The following is a 16,557-nucleotide window of genomic DNA, read 5'->3' as shown; positions in this document are numbered from 1 at the left end:
GGTGTTCGAATGAGTACGTGAACTCTGAACTGTCCGAGGAGCCGCGGCACACCGAGGAGGGCAGCCCGGTCGGCCGCCGGGTGTTCCTCGGCACCCTCGGTCTCGGCGCGCTCGGCGTGGTGACCGCGCCCGTGCTGCAACGGATCACCGAGTCGGTACTCGGCACCTTCTCCGGCAAGGACCCCACCGGCCTCACCGGACTGCTCCCGAACGGCGGCGGGTTCCGCTACTACTCGGTGACCGGTTCGGTGCCGGACAGGACCGCCGCGAACTACCGGTTGCGGATCGGCGGCCTGGTCGACGAGCCGCGCACCTACAGCCTCGCCGACCTGCGGGCCCTGCCGCAGACGCGGCTGGTCAAGGACGTGCAGTGCGTGACCGGCTGGCGGGTGCCCGACACGCCCTTCGAAGGCGTGCGCCTCTCGCACCTCCTCGACCTGGCCGGCGTCAAGGACACCGCCAGGGCGATCCACTTCACCTGCTTCGACGGCGCGTACACCGAGAGCCTCACCCTCGACCAGGCGCGCCGGGCGGACGTCCTGGTCGCCCTGCGCATGCAGGACAGACCCATCGGCCACGACCACGGCGGCCCGGTCCGCCTCTATGTCGCCCCGATGTACTTCTACAAGTCCGCCAAGTGGCTCTCCGGCATCACCGTCACCGACAAGGTGGAACCGGGCTACTGGGAGAAGCTCGGCTACGACGTCGACGCCTGGGTCGGCAAGTCGAACGGACGCGACGATGAGCCTACGAGCTGAGGCGCCGCCGGCTGCGGACCGGCTGCACCGCTTCACCGCCGCCGAGCGCTGGGTGCACCGCACGACGGCCGCACTGATGGGCGTCTGCGTGGCGACGGCCGCCTGCCTCTACGTCCCGCAGCTCGCGGTCCTCGTCGGCCGCCGCGAACTGGTGGTCCGGATCCACGAGTGCGCGGGCCTCGCGCTCCCGGTCCCGGTCCTCCTCGGCCTCGCCTCCCGCGCCTTCCGCAGGGACCTCGGCTTCCTGAACCGCTTCGGCCCCCACGACCGGCTCTGGCTGCACGCCGCCCTGGCCCGCGACCGCCGGCCGTCCTCCCGCCCGGCGGGCAAGTTCAACGCCGGGCAGAAGATCTACGCGAACTGGATCGCCGGCGCCAGCCTGGTCATGCTCGTCACCGGCCTGATGATGTGGTTCACCCATCTCACCCCGCTGATGTGGCGCACCTCGGCCACGTTCGTCCACGACTGGCTGGCCCTGACGATCGGCGTCGTCCTGGGCGGCCACATCGGGATGGCCCTCGCCGACCCGGAGGCGAGACGGGGTCTGCGCACCGGGTCGGTGAGCCGTGAGTGGGCCGGACGTGAGCATCCGCTGTGGCGGCCGTAGCGCAAGGCCCGCCGCCACAGCGGATGCCCGCTAGATCACCAGGGACAGCAGCAGCACCAGGCCGCCCGCCACCACGGAGATGATCGTCTCCATCACCGACCAGGTCTTGATCGTCTGGCCGACGCTCAGGCCGAAGTACTCCTTCACCAGCCAGAACCCGGCGTCGTTGACATGGCTGAAGAACAGCGAGCCCGCGCCGATGGCCAGCACGAGGAGCGCCGTGTGGGCGGTCGACATGTCGGCCGCCAGCGGGGCCACCAGGCCGGCCGCCGAGACGGTGGCCACCGTCGCCGAGCCCGTCGCGAGCCGGATCGCCACCGCGATCAGCCAGGCCAGCAGCAGCGCCGGGATCGACCAGTCCTTGGATATCTCCAGGATCATCTGGCCCACACCGCAGTCGATCAGCGTCTGCTTGAAGCCGCCGCCCGCGCCGACGATGAGGAGGATGCCCGCGATGGGCATCAGGCCCTTCTCGACGGTCGCCGAGATCCGTTCCCTGGAGAACCCGGCGGCGCGGCCCAGCGTGAAGATGCCCACGAGCACCGCCGCGAGCAGGGCGATCAGCGGGGAGCCGACGACGTCGAAGACGCGCTGTACGGTGTGCGCCGGGTCGTCGACGACGACGTCCACCAGAGCCTTGGACAGCATCAGCACGACCGGCAGCAGGATCGTGGCGAGCGTGGCGCCGAAGCCGGGACGCCGCTCCAGCTCCTCCGAGGGACGGGCGGCGATCATGCGGTCGGGCACCGGCACGTCCACCCAGCGGGCGGCGACCTTCGAGAAGAGCGGGCCGGCGACGATCACGGTCGGGACGGCGACCAGGACGCCGAGGGCCAGGGTCACGCCCAGGTTCGCGTGCACCGCGTCGATCGCGACCAGCGGGCCGGGGTGCGGCGGCACCAGGCCGTGCATCACGGACAGACCCGCGAGCGCCGGGATGCCGATGCGCATCAGGGAGTAGTGGCCGCGCTTGGCCACCATCAGCACCACCGGGATCAGCAGCACGATGCCGACCTCGAAGAACAGCGGCAGCCCGATCACGGAGGCGATCAGCACCATCGCCCACGGCATCGCACGCCCGGACGCCTTCGCGAGGATCGTGTCGACGATCTGGTCCGCGCCACCGGAGTCGGCGAGCAGCTTGCCCAGGATCGCCCCGAGCGCGATCAGGACACCCACTCCGGCGACGGTGGTGCCGAGCCCGGTGGTGAAACTGGTGATCACCTTGTCCAGCGGTGCCCCGGCGAACGCGCCCAGCGCGAGCGAGCCGATGGTCAGCGCCAGGAAGGCGTGGAGCTTGAACTTGGTGATGAGCAGGACGATGACGGCGATGCCCGCAAGCACGGCGATGCCCAGGCGGGCGTGTCCGGCCGAGGTGATGGGCGCGACGGTGTCCGCTGCCAGCATCTCGACGCTGAGTCTGGTCACGGGGGTTCCTTGTAGTTGTGTGGCCGACTGGGGGTGACGCGGATTACCGCGCGGTGAGGTCGGGAAGCGTGTCCAGCGCGCGGACGGCCCGGGCGGTGATCTCCTCGGGGGTGCCCGAGACGTCCACCGCGACACCCGGCTCGTCCGCCGCCAGCGGTTCGAGCGCGGCGAACTGGGAGTCCAGCAGCGCGGTCGGCATGAAGTGACCCTGCCGGTGCGACATCCGGTCCGCGATGAGCTCCCGGTCCCCGGTGAGGTGCACGAACAGCACCGCGGGGGCGGCGGCGCGCAGCCGGTCGCGGTACGACCGCTTCAGCGCGGAGCTGCTGACCACCCCGCCGAGCCCTTCCCGCCCGTGCGCCCAGGCGCCGATGGCGTCCAGCCACGGCCACCGGTCGGCGTCCTCCAGCGGGTGTCCGGCCGACATCTTGGCGATGTTGGCCGGCGGGTGGAAGTCGTCGCCCTCGGCGTAGGGGACGCCGAGCCGGGCGGCGAGCAGAGGACCGATCGTGGTCTTGCCCGTGCCGGCGACGCCCATCACCACGACGACGTGGGGGGTCCGCATCACTGCCTCGCTGTCTTCCTCGACATGGGACACCGGCAGACGACATCCGGTGTCGGCCTCACTGAAACCCATTAGGTACGACGAATTCAAGAGTGTGTGACATATAAGTCTGACTTTTTGGCTCTGTGATCCGCTCTGTACGCTGAGTGCATGAGCACACCGGGCAGGGGGCTGCACGGCCGCGTACTGGACACCCTCGGCCCCGAGATCACCGCGGGCGAGTACCCGCCGGGCAGCGTTCTGCGCACCGACGAACTGGCCCAGCAGTTCGAGGTGTCGCGGTCGGTGATGCGCGAGGCGGTCCGGGTCCTGGAGTCCATGCACCTGGTCGAGTCCCGCCGCCGGGTGGGCGTCACCGTCCGGCCCAAGGCCGAGTGGAACGTCTACGACCCACAGGTGATCCGCTGGCGGCTGGCCGGCGCCGACCGCCCGCACCAGCTGCGCTCGCTCACCGTGCTGCGCTCCGCGGTCGAGCCGGTGGCCGCCCGCCTGGCCGCGAAGCACGCCACAGCCGAGCAGTGCGCCGCGCTCACCGAGTGCGCCCTCGGCATGGTGGCCAACTCCCGCGGCCACCGCCTGGAGCAGTACCTCGTCCACGACATGGCGTTCCACCGGGTGATCCTCACCGCGTCGGGCAACGAGATGTTCGCCCGGCTCGGCGACGTCGTGGCCGAGGTCCTCGCGGGCCGCACCCACCACGAGGTGATGTTCGAGGACCCGGCCCCCGGCGCCGTCACCCTGCACGTGCAACTCGCGGAAGCGGTACGGGAGGGCGACGCGGACCGCGCGGAACGGCTGACCCGCGAGATCACGGTGGGCGCCCTGGAGGAACTGGACGTCCTCGCGCCCTGACCGGGGCGGTGCGTCCTGACGGGCGCTACTCGTCCGGGAGTCCGGACGGGCGCTACTCGTCCGGGAAGTCGCCGTCCACGTACACCCACGCCCCGTCCACCCGCTCGAACCGGCTGCGCTCCAGCAGGGAACCGCCCCGGTAGGACGCGCGGAAGGTCACCGTACCGGTGGTGTGGAAGGCCGAGCCGTCGGTCGTCCCGAGGATCTCAAGACCCGTCCAGCGCATCGCCGGTTCGAGGTCCAGGCCCGGCGGACGCGTCCGCGGATGCCAGGTCCGCAGCAGATAACCCGCGTCCCGCTCGACGAAGGCGCTGTAACGCGAGCGCATCAGCCGCTCCGCCGTGGGCGCCGCCGCCTCACCCCGGTGGAAGCGGCCGCAGCACCGCTCGTACGGCTCCGGGAGGCCGCAGGGACAGGGGGAGCCGTGAGCCGGTGCGGGGGCGGGCTGCCGCCGGGGCTGCGGGGTGCGTCGGGCCATGGTCCTATGTTCGCCTACGCCGACTCGGCATTGGTGGGCGGCTGTGCGGGGCGCGCCGGGACCGGCTGGGTCGGCAGCGCGGGCAGCGCCGTGCGGTGCACCCAGGCGTCGAACAGCCCGTCGAGCGGCTCGTCCGCGAAGCGGTTCACGTGCGCCGTGAACGTCGCCGTCGTCACCGCCCCGCCCCGGTGCAGCCCCGTCCAGGCCCGCAGCATGTGGAAGAACCGGTCGTCACCGAGCGCGCAGCGGATCGCGTGGACCGTGACCCCGCCGCGCTCGTAGAGCCGGTCGTCGAACATGGCCTTCTTGCCGGGGGCGGCGATCCGGATGTCCTGCGGCAGCCCGGACAGCAGCCGGTGGGCGACGGCCGCCAGTTGCTGGGCGCTCCGGCCGCCGGACCGCTCCGACCACAGCCACTCCGCGTACTTCGCGAGCCCCTCGTTCAGCCAGATGTGCCGCCAGTCCGCGATGGACACGCTGTTGCCGAACCACTGGTGCGCCAGCTCGTGCGCCACCAGCCGCTCCGAACCCCGCGCCCCGTCCACGTGGTTGGCGCCGAACAGCGACAGTCCCTGCGCCTCGACGGGGACGTCGAACTCCTCGTCGGCGACGAGCACGGCGTACTCGTCGAAGGGGTACGGCCCGAACAGCCGCTGGAACAGGTCCATCATCGCGGGCTGGCGGGCGAAGTCCCGGGAGAACTGGGGCAGCAACTGGGCCGGTATGTGCCCGTGCATCGGCACCCCGCCCAACCCCGGGTCGCCGAGCAGCACGGTCTGGAACTTGCCGATCGCGAGGCTCACCAGGTAGCTCGACGTCGGCGCGGCCTGCTCGTACACCCAGGTCGTCGTCGACGCCTTCGTGGTGCGCGTCAGCAGCCGGCCGCCGGCCACCACCGAGTACGCCGACGGGCAGGTGACCGAGATCAGGTAGGACGCCTTGTCGGCCGGCCGGTCGTTGCACGGGAACCAGGAGGGCGCGCCGATCGGCTGGCTCGCCACCAGCGCGCCGTCCGTCAGCTCCTCCCAGCCGATCCCGCCCCAGGGGCTGTTCACCGGCCGCGGGTTGCCCGACCAGTGGATCTCCACGGTGAACGCGGCACCGGCGCGCAGCGGCTTCGCGGGCTTGATCCGCAGCTTGCCGCCCCGGTGCGTCCAGTGCGGCTGGCGGCCGTCCACCCGGATCCGGCCGATCTTGAAATCGGCCAGGTTCAGCTGGAACTCGGGCAGCGCGGCACGGCCCGCGATCGCGTTGATCCGGGCCATGCCGGACAGGCGGTTGGGTCCGGGCCGGTAGTCCAGCGTGAGCTCATAGCGATGCACCCGGTACCGGGGATCGCCGTTGTCCGGGAAGTACGGGTCCGGACCCGCCGACTGCTGCACTGCCACTTCCGCGTTCGCTCCCTGCGCTGTGCTCGAACCGTCTCTCGGTGCGCCGACGCCCGCGGCCACCGTCGGACGGCCCGCGCTCAGGGACGCCATGCCTCGATCGGGTTGCCGAGCCAGCGGGTGTCGTCGGGAACCGACTCCGCCGCCATGACGAGCGACGCGGGACCCAGGGTGGTACGGGCCCCGATCGTGCTGCCGGGCAGCACGATCCCGCCAGGACCCAGCGTGGCGCCCTCACGGAGAACCACAGTATCCGTCCGCAAGATCCGGTCGTGGAAGAGGTGAGTCTGCAGGACACAACCGCGGTTCACGGTGGCCGCGTCCTCCAGGGTCACCAGATCGGTCTCCGGCAGCCAGTAACTCTCCACCCAGACACCCTCGCCGATGCGCGCACCGAGCCCGCGCAGCCAGGCCGTCATCACCGGAGTACCCGGAACCGAGCCGGCCAGCCACGGCACCGCCAGCACCTCCACGAAGGTGTCCGCCAGCTCGTTGCGCCACACGAACGCACTCCACAGCGGGTGCTCCCCGCTGCGGTGCCGTCCGACCAGCGTCCACTTGGCCACCACGGAGACCAGGCCCGCCACCGCACCGGCACCCAGGAGCACCACGCCCGACAGCAGCGGCGCCCACCCGCCCAGCGCGCACAGCGCGGCCACCGTCAGGCCCGCCAGCGCCACCGAGCACAGCACCGGCAGGATCCGGCACGCCTCCACCAGCGCCCGCGCCCACAGCAGCCGCGCCGGCGGCTCGTAGGTGCGGCTCTGGTCGCCGTCGGCCGTGCTGCGCGGCAGCTTCACCGGCGGCAGCCCCAGGTACGACGTGCCCTTCTTGGCCTTCTTCGGCGTCGCCGACAGCACACCCACCAGACCGCCGTCAGGCACACTGCGCCCCGGCGCGGTCATCCCGGAGTTCCCGAGGAACGCCCGCCGGCCGATCTCCGCACGGCCGATCCGCACATAGCCGCCACCGAGCTCGTACGGCGCGGTCAGCGTGTCGTCGGCCAGGAACGCGCCCTCGCCGACCGTCGTCAGGCTCGGCAGCGCGAGCACGGTCGACACCTCGGCGCCCCGGCCGATCCGCATCCCGAGCAGCCGCAGCCACACCGGGGTGACCAGACCGGCGTACAGCGGGAACAGCGTCTCGCGGGAACGGTCCATCAGCTGGGACACCGTCCACGCCTGCCAGCCGACCCGGCTGTGCGTGGGGTGCGTACCGACGCGCAGCCCCAGGCTGAGCAGCCGGACGGCGACCAGGATCAGCAGGGCGTACGCAAGACCGAACGCGAGGGTGGCCGGGACCAGGGCGACCGCCGCGCCCCGCAGGGCCTCGCCCAGACCGTCCCCGGGGGCCACGAAACGCCCGGCGACCAGCAGTGCGGCGGCGCCGGACAGCACGGGGAGCGCGCTCAGACCGAGACCGGTCAGGCCGTACATCACCCGCCAGTGGGTACCGCGTCGCGGGCGCTGCTTCGGCCAGTTCCGCTTGGCCTTGCCCAGCTTGACCGCCGGGGCGCCGGCCCAGCGCTGGCCGGTCGGGACCTGCCCGGTGACCGCCGAACCCGGGGCCACCTCGGCGCGCTTGCCGACCCGGGCGCCGGGGAAGAGCATGCTGCGGGTGCCGACGACCGCGTGGGCGCCGATCCGGACCGCGCCGATCACCAGCCGGTCGCCGTCCAGCCAGGAGCCGGACAGGTCCACCTCGGACTCCACGGCCGCGCCACGGCCCACCTTGAGCAGCCCGGTCACCGGCGGCAGCGAGTGCAGGTCCACCTCGGGCCCGATCCTGGCACCCAGCGCCCGCGCGTACCGCTCCAGCCACGACCCGGTCAGCGTGGTCGCCCCGGCGAACTCGGCGAGCCGCTCGGCCGTCCACAGCCGCAGGTGCACCGAGCCGCCGCGCGGGTACCGGCCCGGCTGCACGCCCCGCAGCAGCAGCCGCGCGCCACCGGCCGCGATCGCGATCCGGCCGGGCGGGGTGAACAGGGCCACGGCCCCGGCACCCACCAGCCACCAGGGCGCGGTGGGCAGCCAGCCGTAGCCGGACAGCAGGTTGCCGAGCGCGGCCAGCACCACCGTCCAGCGCAGCCCGAGCAGCGTGAACAGCGGCAGCAGCACCATCAGCTGCACGAACTGGGCGCGGCGCGGCACCGGCACGATCGTCCGCCGCGCGCCGTCGTCCTGCGCGGACGCCTCCAGCCGGCGGGCCAGCTTGCGCAGCACCGGCTGCTGGTAGATGTCGAGGACGGCCGCGCTCGGGTAGCGGGTGCGCAGCCGGGTGGTGAGCTGGGCGGCGGACAGGCTGCCGCCGCCGATCGCGAAGAAGTCGTCAAAGGCGCTGTTCACCGGGGCGCCGAGGACCTCGGTCCACTGCTCGGCGAGCCACGCCTCGGTGCCGTACAGCTGCTCGGCCGGGCCGCCGCTCTCCAGGCCCTCCAGGGGCCACGGCAGTGCGTTGCGGTCGACCTTGCCCGAGGTGCGGGTGGGCAGCTCGGCCACGGGCGCGAGCAGCGGCACCAGGGCCGCGGGCAGCTCGGCGCGCAGCTTCTCGACGGCCGCCGCCCGGTCCCAGCCGTCCTGGGTGACGACATAACCCACCAGCAGCTGGTTGCCGCCGCGCGCGGTCCGCACGGCCGCCGCGGCGCCCGCGACACCGGGCAGCGCCTGGAGGGCCGCGTCGACCTCGCCGAGCTCGATCCGGCGGCCGCCGAGCTTGATCTGCTCGTCGGCACGCCCGAGGAACACCAGCCCCTCGCGGTCGGCCCGCACCAGGTCACCGCTGCGGTACGCCCGCTGCCAGCCCAGCGACTCCAGGGGCGCGTACTTCTCCGCGTCCTTCTCGGCGTCGAGGTAGCGGGCCAGGCCGACCCCGCCGATCACCAGCTGGCCGCTCTCGCCCATGGCGACCGGCTCGCCCGCGTCGTCCACGACGGCCAGTTCCCAGCCCTTCAGCGGCAGCCCGATGCGGATCGGCTCCTCGCCGGTCATCAGGGCGGCACAGGCGACCACGGTGGCCTCGGTGGGCCCGTAGGTGTTCCAGACCTCGCGGCCCTCGGTGACCAGCCGCTGCGCCAGCTCCGGCGGACAGGCCTCGCCGCCGAAGATCAGCAGGCGTACGTCGTTGAGCGTCTCGGGCTCCCAGAGCGCGGCCAGCGTCGGCACGGTCGAGACGACGGTGATCTCCTGCTCGACCAGCCAGGGTCCGAGGTCGGCGCCGCTGCGGACCTGGGAACGCGGGACGGGCACCAGACAGGCGCCGTAGCGCCAGGCGAGCCACATCTCCTCGCAGGAGGCGTCGAAGGCCACGGACAGGCCCGCCATGACCCGGTCGCCGGGGCCGATCGGCTCCTCGGTGAGGAACAGCGCGGCCTCGGCGTCCACGAAGGCGGCGGCGCTGCGGTGGGTGACGGCGACGCCCTTGGGTCTGCCGGTGGAGCCGGAGGTGAAGATGATCCAGGCGTCGTGCTCGATGCCGGGGCGGTCGGCGGTACGGGCTTCCGCGCGGCGCACCTCGATCTCCAGACCCGCGCCGAGCACGGCGGCGACCTCCGCCTCGCCGAACACCAGGGCGGCCCGCTCGTCCGGGTCCTCGGCGTCCACGGGGACGTAGGCGGCACCGGCCGCGAGCACCCCGAGGACGGCGACGTACAGGTCGTTGGTGCCCGACGGCACCCGGACGCCCACCCGGTCGCCGAGTCCGATCCCGGCCCCGGCCAGCCGTCGCCGCAGCTGCTCCACCTCCACCGCGAGCGCGCGGTAGGAGAGCTGGGCGGTGCCGTCGTCCAGCGCGGGCTCGTCGGGATGGGCCCGTACACTCGCCTCGAACACGTCCACGAGCGTGCGCGGCGGCGCCGCCGCGCCGGCCGAGAACCGTGCGGTGTTCCCGAACTCCTCGCGGATCTCTTCGTCGAGCAGGCCGAGAGCACTGCTCTCGTCTATCGCTGCCATCCGGTCCTCGCGTCTCGTTCCCGGAACCCTCCGGGGCGCCGGCGGGCCCTCAGGTCTGCCTGGGGTTGTCCGGCTCCGGCTGGGTACAAGCCGGAAATTTTAGTACGACGCTAGGCGCGCGGTCCGGTCCCGGCCACCGCAGAGCGGCCGTTCGTGACACTCGCTTGAATCTTGAAAAACCGCTGACCTGGAGTTATCCGCCTGGGACGAGAGATGGCCCACACAGCGTGATGCGGACCAACTCCGTGTGTCCGGCGGCGGGCACGACGACGGCCGGTGCCGTGGCGGGGAGGGGAGAGGATCGCCGCGGAACCGGCCGTCGTCGTGGGGGCGGGCAGGTGGTCACACGGCACTGACCTCGGCCCAGATGGACTTGCCCCAGGGCAGGTTGCCCACGCCCCAGCGGCCCGAGCACAGCGCGTCGAGGATGAGCAGTCCGCGCCCGCGGTCCCGCTCCACGGAGATGGGCCGCAGCCGCGGGTGACGGCCCAGCGGGTCGTGCACCTCCACCCGGGTCCGGGAGCCGTCGCTGTCGATGACGAGCCGCACCGGATCGTCCGGGTCGGTCTCGTAGCGCAAGGAGTTGGTGACCAGCTCGCAGGTGACCAGCGCGACGGCGTCGATGTGGTCACGGGAGGCGTCCGGTAGGTGGTGCGTGATGAAGTCACTCACGTACCGCCGTGCCGCCCCGGCCGACTGGGGTTCGCTCGCCAGTAACAGGACCGGCGGCGGGGCGACTTGCAGTGCACGGGGTTCGGTCGTGGTGCTCCGCTGGCGTTCGATCATGTGGATCCCCTCACGGGCATGTCCCAACGCAGGCACGGTGGTTCGCCATGCGAGTGCGGTCACTTTCGTATTTCCCGGATTCATGGTGCCTTCCCGGCACAGTCGATCGCAATACGTACCGCGTCATGTGAAAAATTGCGCACCGAGTCGAGAGAGTTGCGGCACAAGTCGTCAGCCGGTGGCGAGGGTTGGGGCGGCACGGCAGACTGTCGGGCAGTTCACCGCAGAGAAGGGGGAACCCGTGAGCACGCCCACGGTGCGTCGGCGTCGGCTCGGTGCGAAGTTGCGCGACCTGCGCGGCGAACTCACCCTCGACGAGGTCGCGGAGCACTCCGACGGCGCGTTCGTCTCCTCGAAGCTGTCCCGGATGGAGACCGGCAAGACCGCTCCCAAGGCGGCGGACATCCAGGCGCTGCTCGACCTGTACGCCGAACTCGGCCGTGACGTCAGCGACGAGCTGCGCGCGGCCCTGATCACGCTCACCAAGGAGGGTGGCAGACGCGGTTGGTGGCACTCCTACCGGGGTGTCCTCACCCCGGTGTACGAGGACCTCATCAGCCTGGAGGCCGAGGCGGAGACGGTCTCCACCTGGCAGCTGGGCATGGTCCCCGGACTGCTCCAGACCGCGGAGTACGCCCGCGAGATCATCCGGGCGACCGCCATGTCCGAGGCGGTCGAGGCACGGGTCGACGCGCTGGTCGAGGTACGGCTCGCACGCCAGGCCGTCCTCACCCGCGACAGCGACCCCCTGGCGCTCTGGGCGATCATCTCCGAACAGGCCCTGCGCTCCACGACCGAGGATCCCGCCCTGATGTACGAGCAGTTGGGGCGCCTGCTTACGATGGGGCGGCGCCCGAACATCAACATCCAGGTGTTGCGCTCGGACGCTCCCCTCCACGCCGGGCTGACCGGCACCTTCAGCATCCTGGGCTTCGGTCCGCACACGGACCTGGACGTCGTCCACCAGGAAGGGCTGACCTCCGCCCTGTACATCGAGGAACGTGATCGGGTCTCCACGCACCGGGCCGCGTGGCAACGCCTCACGTCTGCCGCCGAGTCCGTCGAGGCGTCGGTGGAACTGATCACCCAGATAAGGAAGAACGAATAAGGAATGAAGCACGCTGACGACGCGTCGACTCTGCCGGTGACCTGGTGGAAGTCCTCGGCGTCCGCATCACAGTCCGACTGCGTGGAATGCGGGATCGTCGACGAGGCGACGGTCGCCGTCCGCGACAGCAAGCGGCCGTACGGGCCCGCGCTGCTGCTCGGCCGGCCGGCACTCTCCGCGTTCACCGCGACGCTGGCCCTCGGCGACGGCCGAATAGACCGCCGCGGCTGAGCAGACCCCCGAGACCTCACGAGCGGGTGCGGCCGGAGCCACCGGGAGGTGGTCACCCGCCCGCACCCCGGAAAACCAAGAAACCCCTGCTCAGCAGGGGTTTCTTGGTTTTCTCATGTGTCCGAGGGGGGACTTGAACCCCCACGCCCGATAAAGGGCACTAGCACCTCAAGCTAGCGCGTCTGCCATTCCGCCACCCGGACAAGGTGTCTGTCGTGCGGGGTTTCCCTCGCGGCGACGAAGGAAACACTACCAGGCTTTCCGGGATGGCCGATCACCCCCAGTCCCGGGCGCGGCCGGGCGTGAACGGCGTGTGACGGGCCGGGACCGGCCTTGGGGCGGAGCCGGAAGGGAGGGAGGATGGCAGGGACCGGCCGGCAGTGACAGCAGGAGGAATCAGCGTGAGCGAGACGGACACGGCCAGGGGCGTCACCGGTGAGGACGAGGTCGTGGACCTCTGCCGCGAGCTGATCCGGTTCGACACCAGCAACTACGGCGACCACTCCGGTCCGGGCGAGCGCAAGGCCGCCGAGTGGGTCGCGGAGAAGCTCGCCGAGGTCGGGCTCGAACCGAGGATCTTCGAGTCGCACCCGGGCCGCGCCTCCACGGTGGCCCGCATCGAGGGCGCGGACCCGTCCCGCCCCGCCCTGTTGATCCACGGACACCTCGACGTCGTACCGGCCAACGCCGACGACTGGACCCACCACCCCTTCTCCGGCGAGGTCGCGGACGGCTGCGTGTGGGGCCGGGGTGCCGTCGACATGAAGGACATGGACGCCATGACCCTGGCGGTCGTCCGCGACCGGCTCAGGAGCGGCCGGAAGCCGCCCCGGGACATCGTGCTGGCCTTCCTCGCCGACGAGGAGGCCGGCGGCACCTACGGCGCCCGGTTCCTGGTCGACCGGCACCCGGACCTCTTCGAGGGCGTCACCGAGGCGATCAGCGAGGTGGGCGGCTTCTCCTTCACGGTGAACGACCAGCGGCGGCTCTATCTGATCCAGACGGCCGAGAAGGGCATGCACTGGATGAAGCTCAAGGTGGCCGGGACCGCCGGGCACGGCTCGATGATCCACCGCGACAACGCGATCACCGAGCTGTCCGAGGCCGTCGCCCGCGTCGGACGGCACCGGTTCCCGGTCCGGGTCACCAAGACCACCCGGGCCTTCCTCGACGAACTGGGCGACGCGCTCGGCACCGAGCTGGACCCGGAGGACATGGAGTCGACGCTGGCCCGGCTCGGCGGCATCGCCAAGCTCATCGGCGCGACGCTCAGCAACACCGCCAACCCGACCCAGCTGAACGCCGGTTACAAGGTCAACGTCATCCCGGGCGAGGCCACCGCGCATGTGGACGGACGGTTCCTGCCGGGCCACGAGGAGGAGTTCCTCGCCGACCTCGACCGGCTCCTCGGTCCGCACGTGGTCCGCGCGGACGTGCACTCCGACAAGGCGCTGGAGACGTCCTTCGACGGGGCCCTGGTGGAGGCCATGCAGTCCTCGCTGCTCGCCGAGGACCCCACGGCCAAGGCGGTCCCCTACATGCTCTCCGGCGGCACCGACGCCAAGTCCTTCGACGACCTCGGCATCCGCGGCTTCGGCTTCGCCCCGCTGAAGCTGCCGCCGGAGCTGGACTTCGCCGGCATGTTCCACGGCGTGGACGAGCGGGTGCCCGTGGACGGGCTCCAGTTCGGCGTGCGCGTCCTCGACCGCTTCATCGACGCCTCGTGAAGCAATGGCTCGGGCTAATCGGGCGACTGTGCGAGTTCGACTGAGAAGAGTGAATGCGACGATAAGCTCGTAGCTCCATTAGTTCCTCCTCGTTACACATCATGCGATCCGCTACTTGGGATCGCATTGCCAACAAGGAGGAATAAATGCTCAAGAAGGTCGTCGCCGCTGCGGCTGCCACTGGTGGTCTGGTTCTCGCGGGTGCGGGCCTGGCCGTCGCCGACTCGGGTGCTCAGGGTGCCGCCGTGGGCTCCCCGGGTGTCATCTCCGGCAACGTGATCCAGGTTCCCGTGCACGTCCCGGTGAACGTCTGCGGCAACACGATCTCCGTGATCGGGCTGCTGAACCCCGCCTTCGGCAACACCTGCATCAACAAGTGACGCCGACTCCCTGAGGGGCGTCTTTCCGTCGGCCCCGGAGCGCGCGCCACGCGCTCCGGGGCCGACCGGTTTTCCGCGGTTCTTTCCGCGAGGAATGCACGGTCAGGATCCAAGGCAGGGGGGAATTCAGAAATGCGACAGGGTACCCGCAAGGGCCTTATGACAGTGGCCGCGGCGACCGGCGTGATCGCCGCGGCGAGCGGCTACGCCCACGCCGACTCGGGGGCCGTCGGCTCCGCCGGCGACTCACCGGGCGTGCTGTCCGGCAACACGGTGCAGGCGCCGGTGCACGTGCCGGTGAACGTCTGCGGCAACACCGTCAACGTCGTCGGCGTCCTCAACCCGGCGATGGGCAACAAGTGCGCCAACCGTGGCGGCGGGGGCGGCGCGACCGGGGACTACGGCTCGGGCGGCTACGGCGACTCGGGCGGCTACGGCGACTCGGGCGGTCACGGTGGTTCGGGCGGTCACGGCGGTTCGCACGCCGGCGGCCACGCCGGCGGCTCGCCCGGGGTCGGATCGGGCAACACGGTCCAGGCGCCGATCGACGTACCGGTCAACGTGTGCGGCAACAGCGTCAACGTGATCGGCATCGGCAACACGGCCGTGGGCAACGACTGCGCCAACGGCGCGGGTTACGGCGACGCCGGCGGCTCGGGCGGCTCGGGCGGCTCGGGCGGCTCGGGCGGCCACGGTGGTCATGGGGGTCACGGAGGCCATGGGGGCCACGGAGGGCACGGGGGTCACGGTGGCCATGGAGGTCACGGGGGCCACGGTGGCCACCCCGGCAACCCGGGGACTCCGGGCCAGCCGGGTACGCCAGGTACTCCTGGAACCCCCGGTACTCCTGGTCACCCGGGGACTCCGGGCCAGCCGGGCACCCCGGGCCAGCCGGGCACTCCTGGAACTCCCGGTCGCCCGGGCCAGCCGGGTGCTGGTACTCCGGGCAACCCCGGAACCCCCGGAACCCCTGGCACTCCCAGCCACCCGGGCTCGCCGGGGCACCCTGGGGGCGGCGGGACCGTCCCGGCCGGAGGTCACGGCTCCTCCGTCGTCAGCCCGGTGGGCAGCAGCTCGGTGACGCAGCCGGTCAGCGGCGCCGCGCAGCTCGCGCACACGGGCAGTGACCTTCCGGTGGGCCTCGCGCTTCCGGCGGGCGCCGGCGCGCTGCTCGCGGGCGCGATGCTCTACCGCAAGGCGCGCGCCAGGGCGTAGCACACGCACGGTGACGCACCACCGCGGTGCGTGGCACGGAAGCGGCCCCGCCGGCGCGGGGCCCCTTCCGTCAGTCGGCCAGTCTCACCATGTGGCACGCACCTGGCGGATGATCCGCCGGCGCAACCGCACCCTGCGGCTGCCGTCGCGCATGAGGCTCAGTCGGTCCAACTCCCAGTGTCCGTACTCGGCATGGTCCGTCAGCAGACGTGTGGCCTCCTTGCGGGACACCCCGCGAGGTACGTACACGTCGACAAATTCGTATTCCGGCATCGCATCTATTGTGCGGGCTGGTGCCCGGTACGGATAGCGTCTGCACTATGTCTGATGCTGCGCAGCCCACCGCTGCCGAGGTACGCGCCGCCGCCGAGGCGGTCAAGACCGCGCTCGACCGCCATCTGGCCGCGGTCGAACGCAGGTCGGGGGAGGACGACCCGGCTGTCTACGAGGCGTTCAACCAGCTGGCCGCGGCCGCCGAGGTCTACGACGAGCTCCTGTACGACCGCTACGACGAGGTCACACCTTTCGAGATCCCCGGCACCGAGGACTCGCTGCCACCGTACGCGGGGCCCGAGGAACCGAACGCGATCAGCGTGCTGATCCGCCGCGACTACGCCGTGGCGGAACCACAGCGGCTGCTGGCGCAGGCCCAGCGGGTCCAGGCCGCGGAGTACGACGGTCCCGCCGTCGGCGAGGAGGCCGCCGGCACCGTCCACAGGGCGCTCGGGGTGCTGTTCGGCGAGTTCGAACCGGACGAGATCGCCTCCCGGCACAAGGAGTTCGGCCTGGAGGAGGGGGACTCCACGCTGTGGGTGACCGCGGCGGAGGACCCGGCCGAGCCCGGCGAGTGGCTGGACGCGCCGTTCGAGGGCGTCGATCCGCAGCTGGTGGTGTGCCGCTTCGACGTCAGCGCGGTGTTCGACGACGAGGACCCGGAAGACGCCGAGGAGGCCGGGGAACCGGAGGACGACCTCGACCTCGACCTGGAGCCACTGGACGCCGAGCTCGCCGAGGACGGCTCGGCGCTCGTCTTCACCCAGTACGTCGGCATGGCACGCCTGATCACCGGGCACCTCCAGGCCCGCGC

At 71.7% G+C, this 16,557-nt stretch carries 15 protein-coding genes, 1 tRNA gene and 1 pseudogene; 9 read left to right on the top strand and 8 right to left on the bottom strand.

The window, feature by feature from the left end; translation table 11 throughout:
- Positions 1-17 precede the first annotated feature (17 nt).
- Entirely contained in the window at positions 18-758 is a 741-nt protein-coding gene (locus AB0958_RS13280; protein ID WP_366890501.1) for a molybdopterin-dependent oxidoreductase, read from the top strand.
- Complete coding sequence (locus AB0958_RS13275; RefSeq protein WP_366890500.1) at positions 742-1,365, top strand: cytochrome b/b6 domain-containing protein; 624 nt, start codon at positions 742-744, stop codon at positions 1,363-1,365. The genes AB0958_RS13280 and AB0958_RS13275 overlap by 17 nt, the downstream gene beginning before the upstream one ends.
- A 30-nt stretch (positions 1,366-1,395) precedes the next feature.
- On the opposite strand, the gene AB0958_RS13270 is transcribed toward AB0958_RS13275, so the two are convergent.
- On the bottom strand, positions 1,396-2,793 hold the full coding sequence (locus tag AB0958_RS13270; protein ID WP_366890498.1) for a gluconate:H+ symporter: 1,398 nt from the start codon (positions 2,791-2,793) through the stop codon (positions 1,396-1,398).
- Between the two features lie 43 nt (positions 2,794-2,836).
- Entirely contained in the window at positions 2,837-3,358 is a 522-nt protein-coding gene (locus AB0958_RS13265; protein WP_366890587.1) for a gluconokinase, read from the bottom strand.
- A 150-nt stretch (positions 3,359-3,508) separates the two neighbouring features.
- On the opposite strand from AB0958_RS13265, the gene AB0958_RS13260 reads away from it, so the two are divergent.
- Entirely contained in the window at positions 3,509-4,210 is a 702-nt protein-coding gene (locus AB0958_RS13260; protein ID WP_366890497.1) for a FadR/GntR family transcriptional regulator, read from the top strand.
- Between the two features lie 52 nt (positions 4,211-4,262).
- Here the strand turns inward: AB0958_RS13260 and AB0958_RS13255 are convergent, their stop codons facing one another.
- From AB0958_RS13255 to AB0958_RS13240, 4 genes are all read right to left on the bottom strand, one after another.
- Positions 4,263-4,688 carry a YchJ family metal-binding protein gene (locus tag AB0958_RS13255; RefSeq protein ID WP_366890495.1) on the bottom strand — a complete coding sequence of 142 codons (426 nt, stop codon included), beginning with the start codon at positions 4,686-4,688 and terminating at the stop codon, positions 4,263-4,265.
- Positions 4,689-4,702: 14 nt separating this feature from the next.
- A complete protein-coding gene (locus tag AB0958_RS13250; protein WP_366890494.1) occupies positions 4,703-6,076 on the bottom strand; it encodes a M1 family metallopeptidase in 1,374 nt (457 codons plus the stop codon).
- A gap of 80 nt (positions 6,077-6,156) precedes the next feature.
- Complete coding sequence (locus tag AB0958_RS13245) at positions 6,157-10,023, bottom strand: Pls/PosA family non-ribosomal peptide synthetase (RefSeq protein WP_366890492.1); 3,867 nt, start codon at positions 10,021-10,023, stop codon at positions 6,157-6,159.
- A 342-nt stretch (positions 10,024-10,365) separates the two neighbouring features.
- Positions 10,366-10,809: an ATP-binding protein gene (locus tag AB0958_RS13240; protein WP_132889101.1), complete on the bottom strand. Its 444-nt coding sequence runs from the start codon at positions 10,807-10,809 to the stop codon at positions 10,366-10,368.
- Between the two features lie 241 nt (positions 10,810-11,050).
- On the opposite strand from AB0958_RS13240, the gene AB0958_RS13235 reads away from it, so the two are divergent.
- Positions 11,051-11,917, top strand: coding sequence for a helix-turn-helix transcriptional regulator (locus AB0958_RS13235; protein WP_358977527.1), 867 nt, complete (start codon positions 11,051-11,053; stop codon positions 11,915-11,917).
- 3 nt (positions 11,918-11,920) lie between these two features.
- The gene (locus AB0958_RS13230) at positions 11,921-12,148 is read left to right on the top strand and encodes a DUF397 domain-containing protein (RefSeq protein ID WP_366890491.1); all 228 of its coding nucleotides are present in this window, start codon (positions 11,921-11,923) and stop codon (positions 12,146-12,148) included.
- A gap of 118 nt (positions 12,149-12,266) precedes the next feature.
- Here the strand turns inward: AB0958_RS13230 and AB0958_RS13225 are convergent.
- Positions 12,267-12,351: transfer RNA gene (locus tag AB0958_RS13225), tRNA-Leu, on the bottom strand.
- 198 nt (positions 12,352-12,549) lie between these two features.
- Here AB0958_RS13225 and AB0958_RS13220 point away from each other — a divergent pair.
- The 3 genes from AB0958_RS13220 to AB0958_RS13210 all read left to right on the top strand — a co-directional run bounded on the left by AB0958_RS13220 (position 12,550) and on the right by AB0958_RS13210 (position 15,470).
- Positions 12,550-13,875: a M20/M25/M40 family metallo-hydrolase gene (locus tag AB0958_RS13220; protein ID WP_366890489.1), complete on the top strand. Its 1,326-nt coding sequence runs from the start codon at positions 12,550-12,552 to the stop codon at positions 13,873-13,875.
- Between the two features lie 146 nt (positions 13,876-14,021).
- On the top strand, positions 14,022-14,255 hold the full coding sequence (gene chpH, locus AB0958_RS13215; protein WP_046732802.1) for a chaplin ChpH: 234 nt from the start codon (positions 14,022-14,024) through the stop codon (positions 14,253-14,255).
- A gap of 132 nt (positions 14,256-14,387) precedes the next feature.
- Positions 14,388-15,470: a chaplin gene (locus AB0958_RS13210; protein ID WP_366890487.1), complete on the top strand. Its 1,083-nt coding sequence runs from the start codon at positions 14,388-14,390 to the stop codon at positions 15,468-15,470.
- An 84-nt stretch (positions 15,471-15,554) separates the two neighbouring features.
- Here the strand turns inward: AB0958_RS13210 and AB0958_RS13205 are convergent, their stop codons facing one another.
- On the bottom strand, positions 15,555-15,743 hold the full coding sequence (locus tag AB0958_RS13205) for a DUF5703 family protein (protein WP_046732800.1): 189 nt from the start codon (positions 15,741-15,743) through the stop codon (positions 15,555-15,557).
- Positions 15,744-15,790: 47 nt separating this feature from the next.
- On the opposite strand from AB0958_RS13205, the pseudogene AB0958_RS13200 reads away from it, so the two are divergent.
- Positions 15,791-16,474, top strand: a pseudogene (locus AB0958_RS13200) (hypothetical protein); the annotation flags it as partial.
- Positions 16,475-16,557 lie beyond the last annotated feature (83 nt).

The organism is Streptomyces sp. NPDC006655, assembly GCF_040703965.1.
Taxonomy (GTDB): Bacteria; Actinomycetota; Actinomycetes; order Streptomycetales; family Streptomycetaceae; genus Streptomyces.
Note: the sequence above shows the minus strand (reverse complement) of the source record. Positions and strands in the feature narration are given on the sequence as shown.

Coding starts and splice junctions, on each gene's coding strand:
- AB0958_RS13275 (WP_366890500.1), top strand. CDS start 742: ATGAGCCTACGAGCTGAGGCGCCGCCGGCTGCGGACCGGCTGCACCGC.
- AB0958_RS13265 (WP_366890587.1), bottom strand. CDS start 3,358: ATGCGGACCCCCCACGTCGTCGTGGTGATGGGCGTCGCCGGCACGGGC.
- AB0958_RS13260 (WP_366890497.1), top strand. CDS start 3,509: ATGAGCACACCGGGCAGGGGGCTGCACGGCCGCGTACTGGACACCCTC.
- AB0958_RS13255 (WP_366890495.1), bottom strand. CDS start 4,688: ATGGCCCGACGCACCCCGCAGCCCCGGCGGCAGCCCGCCCCCGCACCG.
- AB0958_RS13245 (WP_366890492.1), bottom strand. CDS start 10,023: ATGGCAGCGATAGACGAGAGCAGTGCTCTCGGCCTGCTCGACGAAGAG.
- AB0958_RS13240 (WP_132889101.1), bottom strand. CDS start 10,809: ATGATCGAACGCCAGCGGAGCACCACGACCGAACCCCGTGCACTGCAA.
- AB0958_RS13230 (WP_366890491.1), top strand. CDS start 11,921: ATGAAGCACGCTGACGACGCGTCGACTCTGCCGGTGACCTGGTGGAAG.
- chpH (WP_046732802.1), top strand. CDS start 14,022: ATGCTCAAGAAGGTCGTCGCCGCTGCGGCTGCCACTGGTGGTCTGGTT.
- AB0958_RS13210 (WP_366890487.1), top strand. CDS start 14,388: ATGCGACAGGGTACCCGCAAGGGCCTTATGACAGTGGCCGCGGCGACC.
- AB0958_RS13205 (WP_046732800.1), bottom strand. CDS start 15,743: ATGCCGGAATACGAATTTGTCGACGTGTACGTACCTCGCGGGGTGTCC.